The sequence below is a fragment of the Faecalibacterium sp. BCRC 81149 genome (assembly GCF_022750605.1).
GTDB classification, from domain to species: Bacteria; Bacillota; Clostridia; order Oscillospirales; family Ruminococcaceae; genus Faecalibacterium; species Faecalibacterium duncaniae.
This window is the reverse complement of the sequence record NZ_QXJA01000010.1, coordinates 1-24,778: the sequence shown is the minus strand read 5'-3', so window position 1 is coordinate 24,778 and position 24,778 is coordinate 1. Positions and strand designations below refer to the sequence as shown.

Sequence of the window (24,778 nt, the reverse complement as noted above, 5' to 3'; positions counted from 1 at the left end):
ATCCTGCACGGCGGCCTGTTTGTTTTATTCTGTTTCTGCGGCCTGCACCGTTACATAGACCCCAGCGGGGACACAGGCGGCCCAGGCATCCTGCTCGCTCAGCCAGCCGAATTGCTCGCACACATGGTCCGGGCACTGACTGTCGAGGAAGGCGATGGCCCCATCCTTTACCTGCAGATGTACGATATAATCGCCCACATCATACAGATAATCGTGGTCCTCGTCCAGCGGGATCGTCTCGGTAATGCCGTCGCCGAAATCGACTACGGCCACCAGCGGCTCCGCTTTGGGGGCGTTGGCGCGGTACAGCACGAACAGGAGTGCTGCCGCGGCCAGCACCACGGCCGCAAAGATCAGATTTTTCTGCCAGCTTTTCAGGCGTTTCATGCAGCGTACTTGCTTGCAGCAGCACCGGCAATGCGGCCAAAGACGGTGAAGTCAGCCACGGCGTTGCCGCCCAGGCGGTTTGCACCGTGGACACCACCGGTCACCTCACCTGCTGCGAACAGGCCGGGGATGACCTCGCCGTTCTCGTTCAGGACTTCGGTGTTGGTGTTGATCTTCAGGCCGCCCATGGTGTGATGCACACCTGCGGTGACCTTGATGGCATAGTAGGGAGCGGTATCCAGCTTGTTTGCAAAGCTGGTGCGGCCAAAGTCGGGGTCGTTCTTGGCCTCAACATAGCCGTTCCAGGTGTTCATGGTCTCGGCAAAAGCAGCCTCATCAACGCCCATTGCCTTGCCCAGTTCCTCATAGGTCTCACCGGTCACGGTGTAGCCCTTCTTGATGTAGCCCTGAATGACACTGGAAGCATCGGCCATAGCCTGATCCACCACCAGCCAGCTATAGCTGCCGGTCTGAGCGATCTCGGCAGCGGAAACCACATCACGGGTACCGACTTCGTCAATGAAGCGCTTGCCCTCGGCATTGATCAGAACAGCGCCATCGCCGCGCAGGCCCTCGGTGATCAGGGCAGCGGTGTTAGCCTCCACGGTGGGGTGGATCTGGATCTGATCCATATCCACGGTGTCAGCACCGATGGCCTGTGCCATCTTGATGCCCTGGCCCAGGATGCCGGGGGCGTTGGTGGTCATAAAGCCCTTCAGCTCGGGTTTGTACTCAACGACCATATCGAGATTTGCGCCGAAACCGCCGGTGGTCAGCACTACAGCCTTGGCATTGATGGTGATGGTCTCACCGGAAGCACCGGTGGCCTTGATGCCAACAGCAGCGCCGTTGTCATCGGTCAGGATCTCGGTGGCGGTGGTGTTCAGCATCATCTGGACACCAGCCTTCTCACAATTTTCCTCCAGCAGGGGGATCATGTAGGAACCGACGGAAACGGTCTTGCCCTCTGCGTTCACAGGGCGATGGATGCGCTTGACGGATGCGCCGCCGAAGCTGGAAACGCTGTGCAGGGTGATGCCCTGCTCGTCCAGCCAGTCGATGGCGTCAGCGCTGTTAGCGCACAGGGTCTCCACCAGAGCAGGGTCATTGACACCCTTGCCGCCGATCATGGTATCCAGCTCCATCAGCTCAACGCTGTCAAAGTAGCCGGTGGGGTTGGCCTGGTAGGCAGCCCACTGCTCGGAGACGGTCTTTGCCAGAGCGGTGATGGTCTCGTTGTCAGCATACTTTTCAGCAGCGGTCTTCAGGGTCTTTTCGACACCTGCGCCTTCGGCAAACTCGTTCTCATCCTGATACACGGTCTTGCCGGCGTTCATGCCGCCGGTAGCGCGCACGGAGTTGCCGCCCACCACGGGCTGGCTCTCCACGATGACAACGCTCTTGCCCTCGCTGGTGGCAGTCAGGGCAGCGGTCATGCCTGCGCCGCCTGCGCCCACGATGACGATATCGGTATCAACGGTAGAATCCTCAGCAGGCTCAGCGTTGTTCTCCACAGCGGTCTGGAAATCCTCAGGCTTCAGACCAGCAGCGGTGATGGCAGCAGCGGCTGCCTCCTTGATGGCATTGGAGGTAATGGTTGCGGTGGACACGCCGTCCACGGCAATGCTGCCGCTCTCGGCAATGGCAGCGGGCAGCTGCTCGATTGCCTTGGAGCCAACGCCCTTGGTCTCATCGGCACCCTCAGCGGTGCAGCCGGTGATCTTGCCGTCGGTCAGGGTCAGGGTAACGGTAACATCGCCGCCAAAGCCCTTGGCAGTGCCGGTAAAATCGCCGGTAGCACCCGCGCCGGTGGTGGAGGCGGGCTTGCTGCCGCAGCCGTAGCCCAGCAGGCTCACTGCAACGACAGCAGCCATGGCCAGCGCTGCAATGCTCTGTTTCATCTTCGTGTTTTTCATGGTTTCTTCTTTTTCCTTCTCAGTTGAACCAATGTTGCAGGCAGTTAGCCTGCGCGAACATATTTCAGCATAAAAAGGGGGCTGCCCATTCGGAAGGCAGCCCCCTTTGCCGAACTAGGAAAAGATCAGGCGTTGGCCTGTGCAGCAGCAACAGCGCAGGCAACGGTAGCGCCGACCATGGGGTTGTTGCCCATGCCGATCAGGCCCATCATCTCAACGTGTGCGGGCACGGAGGAGGAACCTGCGAACTGAGCATCACCATGGACGCGGCCCAGAGAGTCGGTCAGGCCATAGCTTGCGGGGCCTGCAGCCACGTTATCGGGGTGCAGGGTACGGCCCGTGCCGCCGCCGGAAGCAACGGAGAAGTACTTCTTGCCGTTCTCGATGGCCCACTTCTTATAGGTACCTGCAACCAGGTGCTGGAAGCGGACGGGGTTGGTGGAGTTGCCGGTGATGGAGCACTGAACGTCCTCCTTCTTCATAATGGCAACGCCTTCCATAACGTCGTTAGCGCCGTAGCACTTGACAGCAGCGCGCTCACCCTCGGAGAAGGGGATCTCCTTGACGACCTTCAGGGTCTGGGTGGGGATATCGTACTCGGTCTGCACATAGGTGAAGCCGTTGATACGGGAAATGATGTAAGCGGCATCCTTGCCCAGGCCGTTCAGGATAACACGCAGGGGGGTCTTGCGGACCTTGTTTGCGGTGCGTGCGATACCGATAGCACCCTCAGCAGCAGCAAAGGACTCGTGGCCTGCCAGGAAAGCGAAGCAGGTGGTGTCCTCGCTCAGCAGACGAGCGCCCAGGTTGCCGTGGCCCAGACCGACCTGACGCTGCTCAGCAACAGAGCCGGGGATGGTGAAAGCTTCCAGACCTTCGCCGATGGCAGCAGCGCACTCGGCAGCGTCGGTCAGGCCGCGCTTGACGGCGATGGCGGTGCCCAGGGTGTATGCCCAGACAGCGTTGTCAAAGCAGATGGGCTGCACGCCGCGGACGATCTTGTCGCAGTCGATGCCCTTAGCGAGGAGCATCTCGTTGCAAGCGTCCAGAGACTCCAGGCCGTTGGCCTTCAGGCATGCCTCAATTTTCGGCATACGGCGATCCATAGATTCAAAAGTTGCCATGAGTTGTTCCTCCTCTCTTATTCCTCACGCGGGTCAATGTACTTGACAGCGCCCTGCTCCTTGCTGAAGCGGCCGTAAGTACCCACGTTCTTCTCGTAAGCCTCGTTGGGGGTCTTGCCGTGACGGATATCCTCCATCATCTTGCCCAGCTTGACGAACTGATAGCCGATGACCTCATCGTTGGCATCCAGAGCCAGCTTGTTGATGTAGCCCTCGGTCAGCTCCAGGTAACGGACACCCTTGGCCTTGGTGGAGAAGATGGTGCCGGTCATGGAGCGCAGGCCCTTGCCCAGGTCATCCAGACCTGCGCCGATGGGCAGACCGTCCTCAGAGAAAGCGGTCTGGCTGCGGCCGTAGACGATCTGCAGGAACAGCTCGCGCATTGCCACGTTGATGGCATCGCACACCAGGTCGGTGTTCAGAGCTTCCAGAATGGTCTTGCCGGGCAGGATCTCGCCAGCCATAGCAGCGGAATGGGTCATGCCGGAGCAGCCGATGGTCTCCACCAGAGCCTCCTCGATGACACCGTTCTTGATGTTCAGAGACAGCTTGCAGGTGCCCTGCTGGGGTGCACACCAGCCCACACCATGGGTGTAGCCGCTGACGTCCTTGATCTCATAGGCCTTGACCCATGCGCCCTCTTCGGGGATGGGAGCCGGACCATGCTTAGGACCTTTGGTGATCGGGCACATATTCTGTACTTGCTGCGAATAGGTCATAATCATACTCTCCTTTTGACAAATTGATGCCATTGGCAGGGGGTGTCCTGCCGTTTGCATTGACCGGCCACGCCGGTACTACCACGCATAGTTTTATTATAGAGAACCTTGGCGGAATTTGCAAGACGTTTTGCGGATTTTTTCACAAGCATTTTTAACGGTTATTCGTAGCTAACTAGCACTTTCACCGCTTTCACTGCCCAGTTCGTCACATTTCTATCATATTTGTCAAAAGGAATATCTTGCGCTGTCCGGTTCAGTTTTTTCTGGGCGGCTGTTGGGCCCTGACAGGCCGGAGCGCCCAGATACACACAAAGCCCGCCGCCGCGCCTGCCATGGCCAGCCAGTGCCGTCCGGTGGCAAGGCCCCAGAGGTTCGCCGCAAAGGGAAAGGCAAGGCTGCCCACGCTCTGTCCCAGCGCCAGAAAGCCGTAGTTCACCCCGGCGTGGGGCAGGCCGAACAGGTCGGTGGAGAGGGAAGGCAGCACCGCCGCCAGCGCCGAATAACAGAAGGTGAGCCCTGCGTACACAGCCACAACGAGCCAGCCCTGTGCGAACAGGAAGGCCGCTGAAAGCCCCAGCGACACGCCGAACAGGATCAGGTCAGTGGGGCGGCGGCCGATCCGGTCGCTGAGCAGGGGCATCAGTAAGCGGCCCGCCGCGCTGCCCACGCTGCCCAGCACCACACTCCACAGGGCAGCGCCCTCGTCCAGGCCCCGCTCCATGCCCAGCTTTAAGATGATGGGGCTGAACAGCAGCACCGCCGGGGTGGAACAGCAGACCGCCCCGGCGCAGAGCCAGTACTGTTTTGTTCTGAGCATCTGCAGCGGGGCAAGGTCGAGGGCCGGGGTGCCCTTTCCCCTGCCCTGCTCTTCGGGCTTCTGCTTTGCCGGGGGCGGGTCGGTGAGCAGGGCACTGCCCATAAGGCAGACCGGCAGCGTGAGCGCCCCCAGCGCCCAGAACGCTCCCCGGATCCCCTGCACCGGGCCAAAGCCCTTCAGCGCCGTGCGGACGAATCCGGTCAGGAACGCACCGCTCAGGCCCACCGCGCCGCCAATGACCCCCGTGGCAAGGCCCTTGCGCCCGGCGTACCATTTCTGGGCGCAGGACTGGATGGACGGGTAGAGAAACGCCGTGCCCAGTCCCGCCGGAATGCTGAACACTGCCCAGAACCATACCCCCTTCTCCCCGGGCAGGAGGGCCGCCGCAAAGAACCCGCCGCAGAGCAGGCCGGTGCCCCACAGCGCCGCGCAGCGCGGGCCTTTTTTATCCTGCAAAAAACCGCCGATGACGCAGCCCACCCCGAACGCCGCGATCAGGATGCCGAACGCATAGCCCGCGCCGTCCTCGGTCAGGCTGAACTCGTCCATCACCGGCTGCTGGAACACGCCCCACGCCGCAGGCAGGCCCGTCAGGATCTGAATGGCCGCCCCCGCCGCCAGGATCGCCCAGGGGTGTTTTGCTGCAAATTGCTGTTTCATTGCCTGCCCTCCGAATGGTTTTTCCCTTACAGTGTACCCATTTCAATTGACAAAACGGCAGATTCCTTTATAATGGATAAAGTAACAACTAAACACGGCCTCGCCCTCTCCGTCATCGCTGCGCGATGCCACCTCCCCCAAAGTGGGAGGCTTTGGCAGTCCACACAAAGTTTACGGTTTTGCCAAGGGCTCTCCCTTTGGGAGAGCTGGACGCGGAGCGGCCTGAGAGGGCGAGCACTTGATAGAGAGGAACCAACTATGAAAACACAGGCATTGAAGGGTATGCGGGACCTGCTGCCCGCTGAGCAGACCCTGCGCGACTACATCCAGGGCAAGATCCTGGAGACCTACCGTGCTTCCGGCTTTGAGCGCATCTCCACCCCCATGCTGGAGGATATGGAGAACCTGGACAAATCCGATGGCGGCGACAACCTGAACCTCATCTTCAAGGTGATGAAGCGTGGAGACAAGCTGACCAGCGCGCTGGGATCCGGCGACCCCAAGCAGCTCTCCGACATGGGCCTGCGCTATGATCTGACCCTGCCCCTGAGCCGTTTCTACGCTGCCAACAAGGACAAGCTCCCCCACCCCTTCAAGGTCATCCAGACCGACCGCGTGTTCCGCGCCGAGCGCCCCCAGAAGGGCCGCCTGCGCGAGTTTGTCCAGTGCGACATCGACATTCTGGGCGACGAGAGCCCCAACGCAGAGGTGGAGCTGATCGACGTGACCGCCCGCGCCCTGCTGGGCATCGGCTTTACCGGCTTCACCGTGAACATCAATGACCGCCGCATCCTGCGCGGAATGCTGGAGAGCATGGGCTTTGCCGCCGACACACTGGACTCTGTCTGCATCACCTTTGACAAGATGGATAAGATCGGTGCCGAGGGCGTGAAGGCCGAGCTGACCGAGAAGCAGCTGCCCGAAGCTGCCATCAACGCGCTGGCCGATTTCATTGCCGCCGGTGATGTGACACTGGAGTCCGTAGCTTCCCGCTGTGCCGACCCCGCCATTGCCGATGACCTGAAGTATGTGCTGGCTACCGCAAAGGCCATGGCCAACGGCCGCTTCGATGTGGCCTACTGCCCCAGCCTGGTGCGCGGCCAGGGCTACTACACCGGCATGGTGTTTGAGATCACCTGCCCGCAGTTCAGCGGTGCAGTGGCTGGCGGCGGCCGCTACGACAACATGATCGGCAAGTTCCTGGGCACCAAGGTGCCCGCCGTGGGCTTCTCCATCGGCTTCGAGCGCGTCTGCGGCATCCTGCTGGAGCAGGGTTATCAGATCCCCGGTGCCAAGCAGAAGATCGCCCTGCTCTACAACAGCGATGTGGACTTCCCCGCCGTGCTGGCCAAAGCCGCACAGCTGCGCGACACCTACAACGTCACCGTTCTGCCTCAGGCCAAGAAGCTGGGCAAGCAGCTGGGCCAGCTGGAGGCTTCCGGTTTCGCCGGTGCCGCCTTTATGGACAAGGATGAAGTAAAGATCTTCGCACAGCAGTAATGGGCGGACGGCATTAGATATAAACAAAGCCCTCTCAGCCGATTTGGCCGGGAGGGCTTTGTTTTGTGCGGGTTAATTACAGGTTGTACAGTTCCGTATACTTTTGGGTCAGATAATCCAGATAGTAGTGTGCATCAAAGGTGCCGCAGGCGTTTCTGACGACTTCAGCAGGCTCCAGCAGGTGGCCGTACTGGTGCACCTTTTCCCGCAGCCAGCCGGTGACGGCGGAGAGATCCCCGTGAGCCACGCCGCCGTACACATCGAATTCCTGCTCCATATTGTGGAGCATCTGGGCACCGTAGGCATTGCCCAGAGCATAAGACGGAAAGTAGCCGAAGGAGCCGCCCGACCAGTGGCTGTCCTGCAGGCAGCCCTCGCGGTCATTGGGAACCTCCACGCCCAGATACTCCTTGTACAGCTCTGCCCACGCGGCAGGGACCTCCTTTGCCGTCAGGGTGCCCGCAATGAGCTGCTTCTCGATCTCGTACCGCACCATGACGTGCAGGCAGTAGGTCAGCTCATCGGACTCGGTGCGGATGAGGCTGGGCTCCACCTTGTTCACGGCGCGGTAGAACTGCTCTGCAGTCACATTTCCCAGCTGTGCGGGGAAGAATTCCTGCACCTTGGGATAGATGGCCCCGATAAAGGCGCGGGAACGGCCGATGAGGTTCTCGTAGAAGCGGGACTGGCTCTCGTGCACGCCCATGGACACACCGCCGGTCAGGCAGGTGTACTGCAGGTCATCCCGGATGCCCAGCTCATACAGGGCATGGCCGCCCTCGTGGAGAACGGAATACATCGAGGAGGCCACATTGTGCAGGTCGTAGTTGGTGGTGATGCGGACATCCTTGTTATTGAACTCCAGCGTAAAGGGGTGTTCGGTCTCACCCAGACCGCAGTGGCCGCGGTCAAGGCCCATGACCTCCATGAGATAGTCCGCAAACGCCTTCTGCTGCTCGACCGGATATTCCAGATGCAGGAAGCTGTCATCGATCTGGGGCTTCTCGCTGATGGCCCGGATGAGGGGCACCAGCCCCTTGCGCAGGGTGTCAAAGAACACGTCCAGCTGTTGAGTGTCCACGCCCCGCTCATATTCGTTCAGTAGGGCATCATAGGGCGCTTTTTCCGCATCATAATAGCCCGCGAACTTCCGGTTATACTCCACCAGCTCCTGCAGGATGGGGCAGAAGGAGGCAAAGTCGTTTTCTTCCTTGGCCTTGTGCCAGACATCACTGGCGCGGTTGGTCAGCTCGCTGTATGCCATATACTCCTCGGCGGGGATGCGGGTGAGCTGCCGGCAGCTGCGGCGCAGCTCCTCCACCTCGCGGCGGTGGAGGGTGTCCAGCGTCTCCCGCCGGGCATAGAGTTCCTCCACCAGTGCAAGGGTCTCGGGGGCGGTCATCAGCTTCTGCAGTTCACCGGCCAGAATGCTCAGGGCCACACCCCGGCCCTCGGCCGTGTTCTTGGGGGCCACGGTCACAGCGTCCAGATACAGGCTGTTGGAGGCGCAGTTGTAGGCGTACAGCTTCTTCTGCAGGGTCTCCAGCGCCCGCAGCTTCTCATTTTGTTCCATTGAGTGTTTCTCCTTTTTCAGTTTTTGGTGGGAAATGCCGGGTCATTCCAGAAAAAGCGCTTCCGGACCACCGGGTCCGGGTCCGGGATCTCAAACGTATAGCGCTCCGTTGCATTGATGACCGTGGTCTGGCCGTGGGTGCACACCCGGGGCAGGTTGGCATCATAGTTCAGGTGGACATGCCCGTGCACGAACCACTTGGGCTGGTACTCCTCCAGCAGGTCGTTGAAGCAGGCAAAGCCCTTGTGGGCCCGGTCGTCGCCATCGTTCAGGCCAGCCGCCGGGGAATGGGTCAGCAGCAGGTCGATGCCGCCCGCCCGGTGGGCCTTGAACCAGAGCCGCCGCACCCGGCGGCGCATTTCCTGCTCCGTGTACTGGAAGGTCTCCTCGCGGTTGTAGCGGATGCTGCCGCCCAGCCCCATGATGCGCAGCCCTTTCCAGACATACACCTGATCGTCCACGCAGATGCAGCCGCCCGGCTCGCCCTCCGTGCGGTAGCGGCCATCGTGGTTGCCGTGGACATACAAAATGGGGGCCGCTGTAAAATTTGTCAGATATTCGAGGTATTTTTTTGGCAGATCCCCGCAGGAGAGGATCAGATCGACCCCGGCCAGGCGTTCCCGGGAGCAGTAGTCCCACAGTGCCTTGGAGGGGGTATCGGAAATTGCAAGTATCTTCACGTCCGCAACACTCCGTTCTGTTGAGCTTTTTACAGCGTCGTCTCTTTCAGGCTGCTCAGGCCGTTGATCTCCAGCAGGCCCAGCGTTCTGACATCCAGCTGATCGTACCGGGGCAGGCTGCCTTCCACGCACTCGCCCAGCCAGTCCATCTCCATCAGCTCCTTGGGGGTATAGGTGTCTGCGGTGGGTGCCTTGGGGATATGCCCCTGCGCAAAGATGCCCGCCGGGAAGATGGGGAACTCGTTGGCCGCAAGGTTCTTTTCCAGCAGATCGAGCAGCTGCTGCGTGCCCTTGGGCAGGGTCTCGTAGTAATCCAGCCGCTCCGCGTCACTGTGGAAGCCCCACCAGTAGTTGATGGCCTTGCCGCTGGAACCGCTGTCCCAGGTGCCCTCGAAGATGGAGCGGATGATGCCGATATAGAACACTTCCCACTTCCAGACCGGCAGCGCCACCGGCTGGATGCTGCCATCCGGCATCCGGCGGCACAGGCCGTATTCCCTGGCGCTGCCGGTGGGCTCAAAGGGGCTGCAGGCGTAGAACAGCTCGATATCCGGGCAGTCGGAGAAATCCAGCGGCTTTCCCGGCTCCTGCAGGCAGGCCCAGCGCAGCAGGATATGGCTGTTGGGCCGCACGGTGCGCAGGCCCCGGGCAAAAGCGTTGACGGCCGCAGGCACACCATAAACGGGGTTGGCCGCCACATAGCCCACCCGGTCGGTCAGATTCAGGATACCCGCCAGCATTCCCAGCAGGTAGTTGGCCTCATAGGTGCGGGGGTAATAGGTGCGCACCAGCGGATGGGGCGCGTTCAGGCAGCAGTTCAGGAACCGGGTCTTGGGGTGCTGGGCCGCTACCTTGAGGCAGGCGGGCCGCATCCGGATGCTGGTGGTGAACACCACGTCCGCGTTGTCGTGGGCCACCTCTTCCATGATCTGCTCCGCGTCCACCTCGGGGGAGACATTTTCCCGGTTGGTGATGATGAGCCGGTCCGGGAATTCCTTTTTCAGGGCCTCGATCCCCTTTTCGTGGCCCCGCACCCAGGCGCTATTTTTAGCATTGTACTCGTGCAGGAACACCACCTTGAGCTGGCTGGGCTTGCTGAAGATGTTCAGCTTGTTCAGCAGCGGCTCACTGCCGGGCTTTGGCTCCAGCGAAAGCTCCACGGCGTGGGGCTCCGTCAGGATCTTGATCTCATCCCACAGCTTGGCCAGGTTTTCCCGCACCTGGCTGGGGGTGGACTGGCAGGCATCCGAATACCGGTAGACCGAGAGGTACACCAGCAGCGCGTCGCCCGGGGTCAGCCCCAGGGCGGAGCCGCCCAGCGCATAGAACTGCTGGCTGAACATGGTATACAGGGCCGAGAAGTTCAGCCGGTCGTCATCCGACCATACCTCGCTGGCGGCCTTGCAGACCAGTGTCTGCAGCTTTGCATAGCCGCCCAGCCGGGAGAACTGAACATTGTTGATCTTGCTCAGCTTATAAAAATCAAGAAACTCGTAGTAGATCTTGTTTTCCAGCGTGTCGTTCCGGGCCGGAACAAGCCGGGTGACCGTGCCCGGAATGGTGACCGCCTCGTAGTATTTGAGGACAGATACCCGCTTGTTGCCCTCCTGCACATAGAACTTGTTCAGGTATTCGTAGGCAATGATGGGGGTGTGGATGCCCTCCTCCAGATGGGCCTCGCAGAGATTCGACCACTTGATGGCAAACTCGGTGTCCTCTTCCAGCAGGGGCATAAAGTTGGCCGCAAAGGCTGTGTGCCGTCCGCTGGTCTTGGTGCCCACAATGCTCTCGGCGGGGATATCCACCAGCCCCAGCGGTTCCTGGGCAACGATGTTCACCCCGTTCAGGATATCATCCAGCACCGCAAGGTACGGCGACTGGCCGCGTGCCACGCAGGCGCGGTAGGCACGCTGGCCCGCGCGCAGGGCGCTTCTATAATCTTCTATCATGGCCATAGCAGAACTCCCTTCTTCAATGGCTCCTGTTTTCCTTTCCCGGCCCATGCCGCCGTGTTTGCGGCACAGGTCTAAGGACAGTATAGCATGAAATTCGGATTTATGGGAGACTTTCTCCGGCAAAGGTGTTGATTTACAGAAATTTTTCAGGTACGATAAATAGGAAACCATATTTGTGAGGTACATTTTCATGCAGACTGAACAGCTCCCCCGCCTGGAAGCGGGGGAATACCCCGGCGGCATCTGGTACTACGAGCCCCACACCTACCTGCCCTACCGCTATGTGCTGGGCCGGGTGGGCAGGCACCCGCTGGTGTGCATCGGCATCAACCCCAGCACCGCCCAGCCCGGCGCGCTGGACCCCACCTTAAAAAGTGTGGAGCGGCTGGCCAACGCCAACGGCTTTGACAGCTGGATCATGTTCAACGTATATCCCCAGCGCGCCACCGACCCCAACGACATGGACCGGGTGCCGGACCGCGCCCTCTGCGACGAGAACCTGCGCTGGCTGCGGGCCGTTCTGGCCGAGACCGAGCCCACCATGTGGGCCGCATGGGGCACCCTGATCGAAAAGCGGGACTACCTGCCCGGCCTGATGCGGGAGATGGTGGCCCTGACAAGAGAGCGGGACATCCCGTGGGTCACCTTTGGCAAGCGGAGCAAAAAGGGCCATCCCCATCACCCGCTCTACCTGCGCAAAGATTCCACACCCGAGCCGTTTGATGTTGAAAACTATCTGGACACCTGTTTTTGAGGGAGGGATACCATGACTCCGGAACGCTACCAGGCCCTGCTGCGCTGGCTGGAGGCCCGCCCCGCCCTGAAAAAGCTGGTGATCGCTCTGAACCGCTGGCTGCCTGCCGTGCCCTTTGCCTGCTACCCTTTGCTGCTGGTGCTGCTGAATGTGCGGTGGTTCCGGCTGCTCTCCGCAAACCGCGCCGCCGCTCTGGATTTTATGCAGCTCATCGCCCGGGCAGTCTTTGTGCCGGCCTTCGTCTTTCTGGGCGGCACGCTCCTGCGGGCCAGGCTGAACTTTCCCCGCCCGTATGAGCAGCCCGGCTTCACGCCGCTGGTGCCCAAGGAGACCCACGGCAAGTCCTTCCCCTCCCGCCACGCCCTGAGCGCCGCCGTGCTGGCCGCTGTGTGGTGCTACTTCTACCCCGCCGCCGGGGCCTGCATGGTGGTGGTGGCCCTGCTCATCTGCGCCCTGCGGGTGCTTGCCGGGGCGCACTATGTCCGGGATGTGGCCGCCGGTGTTCTGCTCGGCTTTGCCCTTGGGGCCGCCGGAATGTGGCTGCTGTGACCCCAGAATGCCCCCTGCGCCGGAAAATCCAAAAAAATTTGAAATTCCGCTTGACAGAAGCCTATGCGTATGGTATTATACTTCTCGCAGCGTGTGCCAAACGCACACTGCCGCCAGATAAGTACCCCATGGGATAACAACGTGCGCCCGTAGCTCAGGTGGATAGAGCAACTGCCTTCTAAGCAGTGGGCCGGGGGTTCGAGTCCCTTCGGGCGCATATTATGTGGTGCCTTTAGCGTAGTCGGTTAACGCGCCAGATTGTGGATCTGGAGACCGTGGGTTCGAGTCCCACAAGGCACCCTGCTAGGAATCAGACCGGAAGCCGAAAGGTTTTCGGTCTGATTTTTTGCTTTTCTGACCAATTTTAGCGCGTATTTTCGTTACTTTTCTGCTTTCTGCCGAAAAGTACAACTTTTTTTGAAATTGCGCTTGACAATTCCGGATTCCATGGTATAATAACTAATGTTCCGAGCCGAACGGCCCATGAACAAAACAGAATATGCGGATATGGCGGAATTGGCAGACGCGTTAGATTCAGGTTCTAATCGGGGCAACTCGGTGGAGGTTCAAGTCCTCTTATCCGCACCACAACAACAAAATCCGAACTTTTTTCCGATAGGGGAAGGGTTCGGATTTTTTATATTCTTCGGAAAACAGAACGAATCCCTTGCTTCCATCGAAAAACGTCCTAGACCTTATCATAAGAAAGCACGACAGACCACTGTAAGAGTGTCGTAAGGCAGAAAGGACACGAGTATGAAGTACGATGAAAGAACCTGCAAATTCAACATGGACACCGGCTGCGTGGAACTGCTGCTCCGGGATGGGAGAAGAATCTCCATTGACTGCACTGGGGTCGAGGATGAATTGGATGTGACCATGGCGCAGAGGTCGGAGTTAGAGTATCTCATCTATAACGACCCTCTGGCGTATGCAGACCTGATTCTCAACGGTGAACCGGAGGAGTATCTGAGGAATGTGGCAGGAAGCCACAGACTAGAGGATTAAACGCAAAAACAGGGTGCGCTCCGAAGGACGCACCCTAAAAAAATCCACACACGATAAGGAAGGCGGAGTGTTCCATCAAAAGAACACCCTGCCTTCCTTTTATTTCAGCTTGAAACTCAGTGACGGAGAAAATCATGATCCAGGATCTTGATTTTTGCCCCGGAAAATTCAATAACCTTCTCATCCCGCATCCGGCACAATTCGCGGGAAAGCGCGCTGCGGTCTACACAGAGGAAGTCGGCAAGTTCGGTGCGGCTGTACAGCAGATGATAACACCCTTTGCTGTCCGGTGTCAGCGTCTGCAAATAAATTTTCAGCCGATCCCGCAGATGCTTCTGGGCAAGAATGCGCACCTTTGTATTGAAGAACAGAAGCTGCTGCGCCATATCCTGCATCAGATTAGCGGTCACCTGCATCCGACAGGGGCAGGTCATGGTCTGCTGGGACATGAGCGCACTGAAATCCAACCGGAGCACCGTACAGTCTGAGTCGGCCCGCAGGCAGACCGGACTGGTACTCCAGCCGGTACAGGCCAGTTCGGCCCCGAAAATCTGCCCACTTGCCAGCCGGCAGATGCTGACCTGATTTCCATTTTCATCATACAGAAACTCTTCCACTGTGCCATCCAGCAGGATGCCTGTATTGTGGCTTTGCTCACCCAGTTCCACAAGATGCGTATTGCGGGGATATTGATGCACGCTTGCGTGCAGGCAGTCCAGAACATCCCGGTAGCGGCGCGGCTGGATGCCGTGGAACATTCCGCACTGCTGTAAAATCGAATAATATTTTTCCATGCTCCAAAATCATTCCGTCCGTTGCCATAACAACGGACACATCGAGGTAGTTGTGTTAAACTCTGGTTAGAGCTGTCTAATTTACGACAGCTCTATTATACGGAATGAAGTTTGAAATGTCAAACCCTCAAAGCAACAGGGTTGATTTTTGAAAGGAGCTGTCCCATGTATTCTTTGGGAATGGATCTTGGCACCTCCACGGTCAAAATCGTGCTGATGCAGAACGGAACAGTGGAGAAGTACTGGCTTGCCGTGCATCACGGCAGACCACTTCTGTGCCTGCGGCAGGGCTTGTCGGAACTTGCTATTGGCAGGGACGAGACACTTGCCGTTTGTGTGACAGGTGATAATGCCGGGGCACTACTGGAACGCTGTCCGGTTCTATCAGAATTGGGAGAGATTCCTGCCATCGTGGAAGGTGTACGCAGGCTTGTGCCGCAGGCCGGTTCGATTATTGAAATCGGCAGTCAGGGTGCGCGGTTCATCACGGAAGTCCAGAGCCGGACCCCGCAGTTTGCGGCCAACGAGCATTGCGCAGGCGGCACCGGTTCCTTTTTTGAGGATCAGATGTCCCGTGTGGGCTGCAAGCTGGAGGATTATTCTGCGCTGGTTGAGCAGGCGCAGAGCATTCCGCGGCTTTCCGGACGCTGCGCAGTGTTTGCCAAAACGGATATCATTCACCGCCAGCAGGAAGGTGTTTCCACGCCGGATATCCTGCTGGGATTGTGCTATGCAATGATCCATAACTACAAGGCGACCATTGTGCGGCGGCTGCCGGTCTGCAAACCAGTGGTATTCTGCGGCGGCGTGACCTGCAACTCCGGCGTGATACGGGCTATCCGGGATGTGTTCGACCTGACCGAAGAGGAACTGATCGTCCCGGAAGAAGCGCGTTTTGAAGCGGCCATCGGTGCAGCATGCAAGGCAGAAGGTGCATTTACACTGGCACAGCTGGATGCGTTGTTGAACGATGCAATGGCAACACGCTCCACGACAACCGGGCTTCCCAGACTGGAACTGTTGCCCGGCACTGATCTTTCTGAGCCGAAGGCCACCGGTATCCTCCCGGAGAAGGGCTGTGCGCTGGGCATCGACATCGGTTCCACCAGCACCGACCTTGTTCTGGTGGGGCCGGAGGGTGAACTGGTGGATTTCCAGTATCTGCGCACCGCAGGCGACCCGGAAGGAGCTGTCCGCAAGGGGCTGGCCAGCATCCGGGAACGGTTCGGTGCGGTGCGCTTTACGGCGGTGGGCGTGACTGGCTCCGGGCGGGAGCGTGTCGGCAAGCGCATCGGTGCCGATGCCGTACGGGATGAGATCACCGCGCAGGCAAAGGGCGCTGCGCACTGGGTGCCGGAGGTGGATACTGTCTTTGAGATCGGCGGGCAGGACAGCAAATACATCAGCCTGAAAAACGGCAAAGTCGTGGATTTCCAGATGAACAAGATCTGCGCAGCGGGCACCGGTTCTTTTGTAGAGGAACAGGCCGCCCGCATGGGGATTCCGCTGGCTGAATTTGGCCAGTTGGCGTTGTCCGCAGAGCACCCGGCCGCATTGGGCGAGCGCTGCACGGTATTCATTGAAACCGCCATTGCTTCTGCCGCTGCCGAAGGCGTTCCACAGGCAGATATTGCGGCCGGACTGTGCCACGCCATCGTGCAGAACTACCTGCACAAAGTGGTCGGCTCCAAACCGGTCGGACAGCACATCGTATTGCAGGGCGGTGTGGATTACAATCCCGGCATCGTGGCGGCTTTTCAGGCGGCCTATGGCAGCCGGGTCCGGGTCAGCCCGGTGTTCTCCATCAGCGGCGCATACGGCGCGGCCCTGCTGGCGCAGGAAGCGGTGGGCGATACGTCCAGTCAGTTCGTCGGGTTTGACAGCCCGGCACAGGCCGCAGAGGACAGCCGCAGCGCCGAGACCCAAAGAAACATTGATTTTTACCGGCAGGCCGACAACCTGCTTCTGGAAGGCTACACGGGGAAACGCGACCCTCGCAAAAAGACGGTGGGCGTGCCCTTTGTGCTGATGATCCACAAGTTCTTCCCCATGGCTAATGCATTCTTTACCTCGCTGGGGTTCAACGTAGTCCTGACCGACCCGACCAGCGAGGAAACCATCCGGCTTTCCCAGCAGCTGGCACAGAGCGAGACCTGCTACCCGGTCAAGCTGATCTACGGCCACATACAGCAGCTCATCGACCAGAAGGTGGATTATATCTTTCTGCCCAGCATCCACACCATGAAGCACGAAAAGAGCCGGGTGAAGCACAACTACGGCTGCGTCTATATGCAGACGGCGGCGTTGTCCATCGCAAAGGCAATGGACATCGAAAGCAAGGGCATCACTCTGCTCAGTCCGGTATTTGATCTGGACTTCGGGCAGGAAGCCATGGCCACCGCCATGCTGGGGCTGGGCAAAGTACTAGGTATCCCGAAGCCGCTTTGCGCAAAAGCACTGCTCAGCGGTGCCATGGCGGTGCGCCGCCATACTGCCGCAGTGGAAAAGCAGGGCAAAGCACTGCTGGCGACCCTGAAACCGGAGGACAAAATTCTGGTGCTCATCACCCGGAATTATGGCGTTTCCGACCCCATCCTGAACATGGGTATCCCGGAACTGCTGCTGGAACGCGGATACAAGGTCATTACCCTGAGTCATCTGCCCGGCCATGCGCTGGACATTGCGGACGAATACGAAAATCTGTATTATCCGTTCGGACAGCACATCCTGTCCGGCGCAAAGCTCATCGCTCATCATCCGAACCTGTATGCGGTGTATCTGACCAACCACGGCTGCGGCCCGGATACCATGCTGTCCCATCTGTTCAAGCAGGAAATGGGGGATAAGCCCTACTTGCAGATCGAAGTGGACGAGCACTTTTCCAATGTGGGTGTCATCACCCGCATTGAAGCCTTCCTGAACAGCCTGAACCACCGCCCGGTGGAAGTTCTGCCCAAGGACTTTGTGCTGGAGCAGGTCGATATCCGCCCCTGTCATCTCCCGGCGGTGCCGGAAAAGGATTTTCCGCTCTGGTTGCCGCCGCTGGGCGAATACACGGCATCGTTGACCGGATATTTCCGTGCACAGGGGGTGGATGCCCATGCACTGCCGCATCTCAGCGCTCATGCGTTGAGCCTTGGACGTGCCGAGACCAGTGCAAAGGAATATCTGCCCTTCCCTGCTTTGCTGGGCGGCATCCTTGCACAGCAGGAAGTAGAACCGGCACCGGCACAGTTCCTGATCCCGCAGACGCAGGGCGCAGAAGCGGATGGTCAGTATGCCCGCGTCATCCGGGCAGTACTGGACCGCAGAGGAAACCAGAGCGCCAAGCTGGTCAGCCCGATGCTGGAAACCCTGCCTGCAACGGCGCAGGACCGGGATGCCCTGTTCCGTGCACTGCTGGCCGGAGATATCCTGTATGCCGCCCCGGCGGCGATGCGCGCCGGAATTGCTGCTGCATGGGATACACTGCCCGGCTGGGCACAGCTCCACAAGGCCGCGGTAGAGATCGGCAGATGCCCCGCCACGGGCCGCAGGCTTGCCGCCGTGGGTACGCCGCTCTGCCTGACAGAACTGGACAACGGCGTACTTGCTGCGCTGGAAGCCGAAGGCAGCCAGCTGCTCCGCGCCCCGCTCAGCGAGGCACTCTGGTTTCTGTGGAAAGACAATTTGGATGAAAACAAACCATCGGCTGGTTGGCTTGACCAGATGCAGAGGCAGATGCAGACCCTTGGGAATGAACTTGGAGCGCACAGTGCCTTTGCGGAAGACGCTGAAACACTGTTCCTCATTGCGGACTCTGCCTTGCCGAATTTTTCAGGCGGGAACGGTCGATATCGGTACGCCAAGGCCGTGGAGCTTTCTGACCGTACCAATGCAGTGCTGACCCTTGCACCCCGGTATGAAAATACCGCTATGATTCTGGATATGCGCGGCCTGCACGATGCCTGCAGTGCCCCACTGTTCCAGCTTTCCCTTGATAACGACTGGGATGAAACTGCATGGAGCCGCCTGCGTTCGTTCCTCTACTACTGCTGAATCTGGCAGACGCAAAGAACCCGTCTGGTACGTCTAGACGGGTTCTTTGCGTCAGTTATGAAACAGAAAATCGCTTATTCGATCACCAGCAGAAGGCTCATTTTGAACTTGCCCTGTGCGGTGACACTGTGCAGGCCATTTTTATCAAAACGGAAGCTCTGGCCTGCGGTCAGCTCATAGTCCTGTCCTTCGTAGCCGATGATGGCCTTGCCTTCCAGCGCGGTCAGGATGGCGTTGCCGGGTGCACGGTGCGGGGTCAGGCCGGTGCCCTCGTCAAAGGCCATCAGCACGAATTTCATGTTGTCGGCGTGGACGAGGTCGAGGTTTGCAATGCTGCCGTCCTCGTAAGAAATGAGATCTTTCAGTTCGGTGGGCTGGCCTGCTTTGAGAATGTTGTTCATGGTGAAGTTCTCCTTTTTCAGAATGATTTCAGTATAGATCATGCCGCTGTCGGTCAGACAGCCACAGAGCGTTTTGGGCGGAACGGCCAGCAGCTGGCCGGGATGCAGCGGGACAGTGCGGCTCTCTCCACCCAGAAGAAATATGCCGCCACCTTCCCCGCACAGATACAGGGTAGTGCAGTCGTAATACTCCGGGGTGATTGAGGTGCCGCCGCCCAGCGAGAACCAGGTAACAGGTACACTCTCGCCCAGTTTTGCTGGGCGGGAAACTGTCATGGCTTCCCGGATGGGACGCAGCTGGGAAAGCGTAAATGGCATCTTCATACGGCATTCCCTCGCAAGGCCACTGGCACAATGCTGCGCACGGCGCGTCCCTGATAATTCAACTCGTCCACGATGACCTGAACATCAAAGGAATAGGAAATGTTCTGTTCGTTCAGGATGGCGGCGGCCGGGCCGTAGAAAAATTCACCCTTGCGGTTGAGCATCAGTGCTTCGTCTGCCACGCTCATGGCGTTGGTGGGATAATGGGTGTTCATAATGGCGCTGATGCCTTCCTCATGCGCCAGCCGCTCCACCATGTTCAGGACAAGGATCTGGTTGTGGAAGTCCAGACCGGTTTCCGGCTCGTCCAGAATAATGAGCTTGGGGTCGTTGATGAGGGCACGGGCAATGAGCACCATTTGCAGTTCGCCGCCGCTCATCCGGTTGCAGTCCTTGTTGGCAAGGTGAGAGATGCCCACCCGCTCCATCATGGCTTCGGCCATTTCCAGTTCCTCTTTGCCGGGCTGCTGGAACATACCCAGATGGGCGCTGCGACCCAGCAGGACCATCTCCAGCCCAGTATAGGAGAAGGCAAACCCGTGGGACTGCGGGATGTAGGAAATGGTGCTCCACACTTCCTTCGGCTTCAGGGTGTGGATATCCTTATCATAGAGCAGGGTCTTGCCGCTGTGCCACGGCAGCAGACCGATCATACATTTGAGCAAAGTGGTCTTGCCAATGCCGTTGGGTCCAAGGATGGCAAGAATGTGTCCCTCTTCCAGTGTCAGGTCGATATTTTCCAGTATGGCAGGCTGTCCGGGGTAGCCGAAACAGCCTTTCTGTACTTGCAAGATCATCGCAGGTTGCTCCTTGTCTTATTCAGCAGAGAGATGAACACCGGCGCACCGATGATGGCGGTCAGGATGGAAAGCGGCAGCTCAATGATGCTGATGGTGCGCGACAGCGTGTCGATTAGGATCATGAAGCTGGCACCAAGGCTCAGGCTCACCGGCACGACATAGCGGTTGTTGCTGCCCACCAGCATCCGGGCGCAGTGTGGGATCAGCAGCCCGATCCAGCCCACCTGTCCGCACATTGATACCGCCGAGGCGGTAATCAGCGTGGAAGCCAGAATGAACAGCATCCGGGTCTGTTTGATGTTGATGCCGCTGGCGCGGGCTTCGTCATCGCTCAGGGAGAGGATGTTCAGCCGCCAGCGCAGCAGGTAAATGACAGCGATGCCTGCGATGATGAGCGGGCAGCCGATGAGGATCTTCTGGTAACTGGCACTGGTAAAGCTGCCCATCAGCCAGTAGGTGATCTCCGGCAGTTTATCCTGCGGATCAGCCGTATATTTGAGCAGCGACCCGACTGCATTGAACAGCGAGGAGGCAATGGTTCCGGCCAGAACCAGATAGACCATGGAGCGGCCATCGTTCTTGCCTGCAATTTTCAGGGTAAAGCAGACGGACGCAAGACCGAACACCAGCGCAATGAGCTGTGTTTCCAGAATACTGCACGACAGAATGATGGCCAGAATTGCACCCACACAGGTGCCGCTGGTCACGCCCAAAATGTCCGGCGTGGCAAGCGGATTAGAAAACAGGGACTGAAAGGTGTTGCCCGCACAGGTCAGTCCTGCACCTACGATGATGGCCATGAGGATGCGCGGCAGACGCAGGTTGATGACGATGGAATAGTTCTGCACATTGGCCGCGCTGCCGCCGGTCAGAGCTGTGCGCAGGGCGGTCAGCACTTCCCCGACCGGGACATTCATGCGTCCGAAGCACAGGCAGATTACTGAGGTGGTCAACGGCAGTGCCAGCATCAGCAGGATAGCCAGCGGGGTAAAGCGGCCTTTTTTGATCCAGATGGTGTCCTTCATCAGTACAGCAGCATTTCCTCCAGCTCGTCATCGGTCACATCATAGCCATACCAGGTCTTGTAGTATTCCTTGATGGTATCGCCCAGCGGGTAATCTGCGAAAGCGTCCGGGTAGGTGTTGCAGGCCAGCCATGCCAGTACCAGCGGGGCATCCGGGTTCGGGGTGAACCAGTTCCACATACCGAGGGTGGTGTTGTACACGCGGCCGTTCTGCACGGCGGTCAGCGTGGAGAAGTCGGCACCATCCACGTTGCCGGAAAGCACATTCTCCGTGCGCAGGGGCTGCAGGCCGGGGCCATCGAGGAAGAGGATGTCCGGATCCCAGCTGTAGACCTGTTCCATGCTGGTCTGGGCAAAACCGGTGGCTTCCAGCGCTTTGTCGGTCACGCCCAGATGCTTCATCCAGTAGGTACCGAAAGTGCCGTTTCCGGAGACCTGCGGCACACCGTCCGAGTACTTCCACAGGATCAGGGCGCTGGGGCGGTCGCTCTCAGGAATATCCGTAATGCGGGCTTCCACATCGGCCACGATCTCGTCACCGGCAGCCACAAAGGCCTCGGTCTTGCCCGGTTCGCCAAAGATATCCTCCAGCAGTTTCAGCCACTCCTCATAGCGCTCCAGCGGGTCAGCCTCGGTGGAAGCACCCACGGTGGCAAAGCCGATCGAGGGAATACCGCTGGCCTTCAGGGTCTCTGCGTGGGAGGAATTGCCTGCATTGTACAGGATGACATCCGGGTTCAGCTTCATGATCTCCTCAATGTTGAGGTCACTCTGCGCATAGACCGTGTCGCTGGATTCCATCAGCTCCGGGGCGATGTTCTTGAGCACGGTGTCGGAAATGACCGACTTGAAGGAGCCGCAATAGCCCACGATATAGGGTGCGCTGCCCTCAAAATAGGCCATGTAGGTGGACAGGATGGGGATCTGGTCGATGACCACACGAGCGACCTTGTTGGGGACTTCGACCTCATTGCCGCCGTGGTCGATGACGGTGTGGGTGCCGGTCTCATCGGCAGAAGCCGCAGAAGAGACTGCTTCGCTTGAAACAGAGGCAGATTCGGAAGCGGCAGTGGAAGAAGCTGCGTTGCCGGAACCACCACAGGCGGTCAGGACACTGGCAGCGCTGACAGCAGCCATAGCAGCGAGAAAAGAACGACGTGTAATCTTTTTCATGGGAAACTCCTTAAAATAATAAAAAATTCTGGTAGTTAGTTATGCATAACTAACCGCAGAGCATTTTAGCAGATTCCCACAGGATTGTCGGTTGCTATGGCAACCACTCTGCAAAATCGGAAGAAGTCTTAAAGTTTTCCAAGAAAAAAACAGGGCGCGTCCACCAGCAGAGTTCCCATAAAACAGTATTTGCAAAAGTTCCCTAAATGGGGAAGATTTGGCGTGACTTCGGTCATGCCTTTTCTTTTGCTTCCAGTTCATCCAGAGGGATGTACCCCAGCCCATCGTACTTGATATGGATGTGCTGCACCCGCTTTCCGCTGGACTTATCCGGGGCATCCACATAGATAGCCGACACCAGTTCACGGAGAGCATAGGGGGTGAGTTCTTCAATATGGACGTACTTGTGCGCTTTCTGGACGAACTTTTCAATATTCTCAATTTGCTGTTCCTGTACTTCGATTTCCTGTTGGATAGAGAGACCGTCCTCTTCCAGCTGCTTCTGCTCGGCATCGTAACTCTGGCTCATCATGTCGAAGCGGGCATCGCTCAGCTTTCCACTGGCGTTGTCCTCGTAGATTTTCATGAACAGCCGTTTGAGATCTGCGATTCGCTTCTCATTTCGGGCAAGCTGCTTCTTCAGGACAGTCAGCTTTTCGCTGCTTTCCACCCGAAGCTGTTCCTCCATGACCTTGCGGAAGTAGTCTTCATGGCAAAGGATGTAGTCTGTCACCTGCTGGATATGGTTCAGCACACGGCCTTCCAGAACCTTTACCCGGATGAAGTGTCCCTTGCACCTGCTCCCGTTCTTCTTGTGCAGAGAGCAATCAAAGAAGTCTTGACTGAAGTCCCTGTTATTGGACGAACCATATTGCATCTTGGAACCGCAGTCAGCACAGTAGACCATACCGGAGAAAATGCTGCTCTTGCCTGTCCGGGTCATGCGGTGACGCTGATTACGAATCTTCTGAACCTTTTCAAACACATCATCGTCGATAATGCGCTCATGTGTATCCGAGAAGATAGCCTGATTTTTCACAGGATTCAGATGTTTCTTTTTATCCCAGATAGAGTTAGTATAGGTCTTGAAGTTGACTGTGCAGCCAGTGTACTCCCGGCGTTCCAGAATCAAACTTACTGCTCTTTTATCCCAGCGATAAGGGTCTTCCGGGGCAGGTGCGTTTGTACTCCGGCCATGGCTCAACTTGTAGGCGGTAGGAGTCAGAACTTTGTCCACCCACAGTTGGTTTGCAATTTGGGTCGGGCCACGGCCTTCCATGCACATGGAGAAGATGCGCTTCACGACCGCAGCCGCTTCCGGATCAACAAGCCAATGTTTCGGGTTCTCCGGGTCTTTCACATAGCCGTACGGCACATTGACCGTCAGCGGTACTCCACGCTCTCCCTTGGCCTTCTGAACAGCCCGAATCTTGCGGCTGGTATCACGGGCGTAAAACTCGTTGAACCAGTTCTTAATGCCCGCAAAATCGTTGTTTACGCTGTTTGGGTCAATGGTGTCGTAGTTGTCGTTAATGGCAATGTAGCGAACGCCACACTGGGGAAAAGTGAAGTTTGTGTACAGACCTGTCAAGGCAGAATTGCGTCCCAGTCGGGACAAATCCTTCGTGATAACGATTCCTATATGCCCTGCTTCGATCTCGGTCAGCATACTCTGGAAGCCGGGACGGTCATAGCTCGTGCCGGAGTAGCCATCATCCACAAAGAATACCGGGTTCGGGAAGTGGTTCTTTTTGGCGTATTCCAGAAGGATGGCCTTCTGGTTCTCAATGGACAGGCTTTCGCCGAGCCGTGCGTCCTCTTGCGACAGCCGGCAGTAAAGTGCAGTGATCTTATTCGTTGCTCCAGACATTGTTGTGTCCTCCTTACTCTGTGGAGCAACTGTCAGTACAGGATTGGTTACCGGGTCAAGTATAGCAGAATTGGGCGCAGTTGTCATTCGTCTGCACCCTCATCTTCAAATTTTTGCTGGGCGTTCTTGGCAACAATGCGCTCCAGCTTCTTCAAAAAGGATTCCTTGCCCTCATAGCTGCCGGTCACGGTGTAGGTGGTGTGGCCGACTTTCTCCGTGGTGGTCAGTTCCGGAATCCAGAAAGCGGACAGGTTCTTGACATGGAGGTTGCCGTTCTCGTCCACATAAGAGCCGTGTTTCTTCTGCTCTTCGGTCAAGGGCTTCCGCTTGAAATAGATTTCATTTTCGGAGATGCTCACAGTCTCGCTGGTCTGCTCTTTCGGGGCATCGTCATACAGCTGGGCGAAAAATGCCAGTGCATCTTCGGGTGAGTCTTCCTCCATGAGTTGCTCGAAAACTCGCTGTTCCTCTGCCGAGAGGTTGTTCCATGCGGCTTCCAACTCCTGCTCGTTGGCTGCGTTGACAAAGGCTTCGATCTCTTTTTTCATGGTGCATCCTCCTTTGGCTGCGGAAAGCGTTTTTTCAAAAAATATGGGTTTTCGTGAGAGCAAGAATCGTCCCGTGGCCACAAATTTTCAATTCTTGAAAATTCTTGCCCTTTTGGGACAGCTTCTTGTTGGGGCGTGCCTGCCCCAAACCCTGCTTAGGA

Annotated in this window: 20 protein-coding genes and 3 tRNA genes; 8 read left to right on the top strand and 15 right to left on the bottom strand. The window is 58.1% G+C overall.

Annotated elements, in window-relative coordinates:
• Positions 1–24 precede the first annotated feature (24 nt).
• From D3F01_RS11170 to D3F01_RS11150, 5 genes are all read right to left on the bottom strand, one after another.
• A complete protein-coding gene (locus tag D3F01_RS11170; RefSeq protein ID WP_005935033.1) occupies positions 25–387 on the bottom strand; it encodes a NusG domain II-containing protein in 363 nt (120 codons plus the stop codon).
• Positions 384–2,303, bottom strand: a complete 1,920-nt coding sequence (locus tag D3F01_RS11165; protein ID WP_242888759.1) for a flavocytochrome c — start codon at positions 2,301–2,303, stop codon at positions 384–386. The genes D3F01_RS11170 and D3F01_RS11165 overlap by 4 nt, the downstream gene beginning before the upstream one ends.
• 125 nt (positions 2,304–2,428) lie before the next feature.
• On the bottom strand, positions 2,429–3,427 hold the full coding sequence (locus D3F01_RS11160; protein ID WP_097778332.1) for a GGGtGRT protein: 999 nt from the start codon (positions 3,425–3,427) through the stop codon (positions 2,429–2,431).
• A gap of 17 nt (positions 3,428–3,444) precedes the next feature.
• Positions 3,445–4,146, bottom strand: a complete 702-nt coding sequence (locus tag D3F01_RS11155) for a hypothetical protein (protein ID WP_242888756.1) — start codon at positions 4,144–4,146, stop codon at positions 3,445–3,447.
• A gap of 256 nt (positions 4,147–4,402) precedes the next feature.
• Complete coding sequence (locus tag D3F01_RS11150; protein ID WP_242888753.1) at positions 4,403–5,626, bottom strand: MFS transporter; 1,224 nt, start codon at positions 5,624–5,626, stop codon at positions 4,403–4,405.
• A 258-nt stretch (positions 5,627–5,884) separates the two neighbouring features.
• Here D3F01_RS11150 and hisS point away from each other — a divergent pair, with 258 nt between their 5' ends.
• Complete coding sequence (gene hisS, locus D3F01_RS11145) at positions 5,885–7,126, top strand: histidine--tRNA ligase (RefSeq protein ID WP_242888750.1); 1,242 nt, start codon at positions 5,885–5,887, stop codon at positions 7,124–7,126.
• Positions 7,127–7,202: 76 nt separating this feature from the next.
• On the opposite strand, the gene D3F01_RS11140 is transcribed toward hisS, so the two are convergent.
• From D3F01_RS11140 to D3F01_RS11130, 3 genes are read right to left on the bottom strand one after another with little or no spacing between them, the layout of a single operon-like run.
• A complete protein-coding gene (locus D3F01_RS11140; RefSeq protein ID WP_242888748.1) occupies positions 7,203–8,699 on the bottom strand; it encodes a carboxypeptidase M32 in 1,497 nt (498 codons plus the stop codon).
• 17 nt (positions 8,700–8,716) lie between these two features.
• The gene (locus tag D3F01_RS11135) at positions 8,717–9,379 is read right to left on the bottom strand and encodes a metallophosphoesterase (protein ID WP_223455125.1); all 663 of its coding nucleotides are present in this window, start codon (positions 9,377–9,379) and stop codon (positions 8,717–8,719) included.
• Between the two features lie 29 nt (positions 9,380–9,408).
• Positions 9,409–11,334, bottom strand: a complete 1,926-nt coding sequence (locus tag D3F01_RS11130) for a BMP family ABC transporter substrate-binding protein (RefSeq protein WP_242888745.1) — start codon at positions 11,332–11,334, stop codon at positions 9,409–9,411.
• Between the two features lie 190 nt (positions 11,335–11,524).
• Here D3F01_RS11130 and D3F01_RS11125 point away from each other — a divergent pair, with 190 nt between their 5' ends.
• The 6 genes from D3F01_RS11125 (at position 11,525) to D3F01_RS11100 (ending at position 13,645) form a co-directional block, all read left to right on the top strand.
• Complete coding sequence (locus D3F01_RS11125; protein ID WP_005935043.1) at positions 11,525–12,088, top strand: DUF1643 domain-containing protein; 564 nt, start codon at positions 11,525–11,527, stop codon at positions 12,086–12,088.
• A 12-nt stretch (positions 12,089–12,100) separates the two neighbouring features.
• Positions 12,101–12,637, top strand: a complete 537-nt coding sequence (locus D3F01_RS11120; RefSeq protein WP_242888741.1) for a phosphatase PAP2 family protein — start codon at positions 12,101–12,103, stop codon at positions 12,635–12,637.
• Positions 12,638–12,780: 143 nt separating this feature from the next.
• Positions 12,781–12,854: transfer RNA gene (locus D3F01_RS11115), tRNA-Arg, on the top strand.
• A gap of 9 nt (positions 12,855–12,863) precedes the next feature.
• A tRNA-His gene (locus tag D3F01_RS11110) sits at positions 12,864–12,937 on the top strand.
• A gap of 201 nt (positions 12,938–13,138) precedes the next feature.
• Positions 13,139–13,225, top strand: a tRNA-Leu gene (locus D3F01_RS11105).
• Positions 13,226–13,393: 168 nt separating this feature from the next.
• Entirely contained in the window at positions 13,394–13,645 is a 252-nt protein-coding gene (locus D3F01_RS11100; RefSeq protein WP_242888738.1) for a DUF6061 family protein, read from the top strand.
• Positions 13,646–13,761: 116 nt separating this feature from the next.
• On the opposite strand, the gene D3F01_RS11095 is transcribed toward D3F01_RS11100, so the two are convergent.
• Positions 13,762–14,439, bottom strand: coding sequence for a Crp/Fnr family transcriptional regulator (locus tag D3F01_RS11095; protein WP_242888735.1), 678 nt, complete (start codon positions 14,437–14,439; stop codon positions 13,762–13,764).
• Positions 14,440–14,604: 165 nt separating this feature from the next.
• On the opposite strand from D3F01_RS11095, the gene D3F01_RS11090 reads away from it, so the two are divergent.
• On the top strand, positions 14,605–18,477 hold the full coding sequence (locus tag D3F01_RS11090; protein WP_242888732.1) for an acyl-CoA dehydratase activase: 3,873 nt from the start codon (positions 14,605–14,607) through the stop codon (positions 18,475–18,477).
• Between the two features lie 74 nt (positions 18,478–18,551).
• Here D3F01_RS11090 and D3F01_RS11085 read toward each other — a convergent pair whose 3' ends face one another.
• The 6 genes from D3F01_RS11085 to D3F01_RS11060 form a co-directional block, all read right to left on the bottom strand.
• Positions 18,552–19,202 (bottom strand): cupin domain-containing protein, encoded by a 651-nt coding sequence (locus tag D3F01_RS11085; RefSeq protein ID WP_242888717.1) that lies wholly within the window; start codon positions 19,200–19,202, stop codon positions 18,552–18,554.
• A complete protein-coding gene (locus D3F01_RS11080; protein ID WP_186851286.1) occupies positions 19,199–19,999 on the bottom strand; it encodes an ABC transporter ATP-binding protein in 801 nt (266 codons plus the stop codon). The genes D3F01_RS11085 and D3F01_RS11080 overlap by 4 nt, the downstream gene beginning before the upstream one ends.
• Positions 19,996–21,027: an iron ABC transporter permease gene (locus D3F01_RS11075; protein WP_242888714.1), complete on the bottom strand. Its 1,032-nt coding sequence runs from the start codon at positions 21,025–21,027 to the stop codon at positions 19,996–19,998. Before D3F01_RS11075 ends, D3F01_RS11080 begins: the two co-directional genes overlap by 4 nt.
• Positions 21,027–22,199 (bottom strand): ABC transporter substrate-binding protein, encoded by a 1,173-nt coding sequence (locus tag D3F01_RS11070; RefSeq protein WP_242888712.1) that lies wholly within the window; start codon positions 22,197–22,199, stop codon positions 21,027–21,029. The genes D3F01_RS11075 and D3F01_RS11070 overlap by 1 nt, the downstream gene beginning before the upstream one ends.
• Positions 22,200–22,431: 232 nt before the next feature.
• On the bottom strand, positions 22,432–24,069 hold the full coding sequence (locus D3F01_RS11065; RefSeq protein WP_242888710.1) for a recombinase family protein: 1,638 nt from the start codon (positions 24,067–24,069) through the stop codon (positions 22,432–22,434).
• An 83-nt stretch (positions 24,070–24,152) separates the two neighbouring features.
• Positions 24,153–24,617, bottom strand: a complete 465-nt coding sequence (locus D3F01_RS11060; protein WP_097774989.1) for a hypothetical protein — start codon at positions 24,615–24,617, stop codon at positions 24,153–24,155.
• Between the last annotated feature and the right edge of the window lie 161 nt (positions 24,618–24,778).

Bases quoted from the DNA above. Each gene is read 5' to 3' on its own strand.
- D3F01_RS11060 (WP_097774989.1), bottom strand. From the start codon at position 24,617: ATGAAAAAAGAGATCGAAGCCTTTGTCAACGCAGCCAACGAGCAGGAG.
- hisS (WP_242888750.1), top strand. From the start codon at position 5,885: ATGAAAACACAGGCATTGAAGGGTATGCGGGACCTGCTGCCCGCTGAG.
- D3F01_RS11150 (WP_242888753.1), bottom strand. From the start codon at position 5,626: ATGAAACAGCAATTTGCAGCAAAACACCCCTGGGCGATCCTGGCGGCG.
- D3F01_RS11070 (WP_242888712.1), bottom strand. From the start codon at position 22,199: ATGAAAAAGATTACACGTCGTTCTTTTCTCGCTGCTATGGCTGCTGTC.
- D3F01_RS11140 (WP_242888748.1), bottom strand. From the start codon at position 8,699: ATGGAACAAAATGAGAAGCTGCGGGCGCTGGAGACCCTGCAGAAGAAG.
- D3F01_RS11085 (WP_242888717.1), bottom strand. From the start codon at position 19,202: ATGAAGATGCCATTTACGCTTTCCCAGCTGCGTCCCATCCGGGAAGCC.
- D3F01_RS11155 (WP_242888756.1), bottom strand. From the start codon at position 4,146: ATGACCTATTCGCAGCAAGTACAGAATATGTGCCCGATCACCAAAGGT.
- D3F01_RS11165 (WP_242888759.1), bottom strand. From the start codon at position 2,303: ATGAAAAACACGAAGATGAAACAGAGCATTGCAGCGCTGGCCATGGCT.
- D3F01_RS11160 (WP_097778332.1), bottom strand. From the start codon at position 3,427: ATGGCAACTTTTGAATCTATGGATCGCCGTATGCCGAAAATTGAGGCA.
- D3F01_RS11090 (WP_242888732.1), top strand. From the start codon at position 14,605: ATGTATTCTTTGGGAATGGATCTTGGCACCTCCACGGTCAAAATCGTG.
- D3F01_RS11120 (WP_242888741.1), top strand. From the start codon at position 12,101: ATGACTCCGGAACGCTACCAGGCCCTGCTGCGCTGGCTGGAGGCCCGC.
- D3F01_RS11125 (WP_005935043.1), top strand. From the start codon at position 11,525: ATGCAGACTGAACAGCTCCCCCGCCTGGAAGCGGGGGAATACCCCGGC.
- D3F01_RS11170 (WP_005935033.1), bottom strand. From the start codon at position 387: ATGAAACGCCTGAAAAGCTGGCAGAAAAATCTGATCTTTGCGGCCGTG.
- D3F01_RS11080 (WP_186851286.1), bottom strand. From the start codon at position 19,999: ATGATCTTGCAAGTACAGAAAGGCTGTTTCGGCTACCCCGGACAGCCT.
- D3F01_RS11100 (WP_242888738.1), top strand. From the start codon at position 13,394: ATGAAGTACGATGAAAGAACCTGCAAATTCAACATGGACACCGGCTGC.
- D3F01_RS11075 (WP_242888714.1), bottom strand. From the start codon at position 21,027: ATGAAGGACACCATCTGGATCAAAAAAGGCCGCTTTACCCCGCTGGCT.
- D3F01_RS11065 (WP_242888710.1), bottom strand. From the start codon at position 24,069: ATGTCTGGAGCAACGAATAAGATCACTGCACTTTACTGCCGGCTGTCG.
- D3F01_RS11095 (WP_242888735.1), bottom strand. From the start codon at position 14,439: ATGGAAAAATATTATTCGATTTTACAGCAGTGCGGAATGTTCCACGGC.
- D3F01_RS11130 (WP_242888745.1), bottom strand. From the start codon at position 11,334: ATGGCCATGATAGAAGATTATAGAAGCGCCCTGCGCGCGGGCCAGCGT.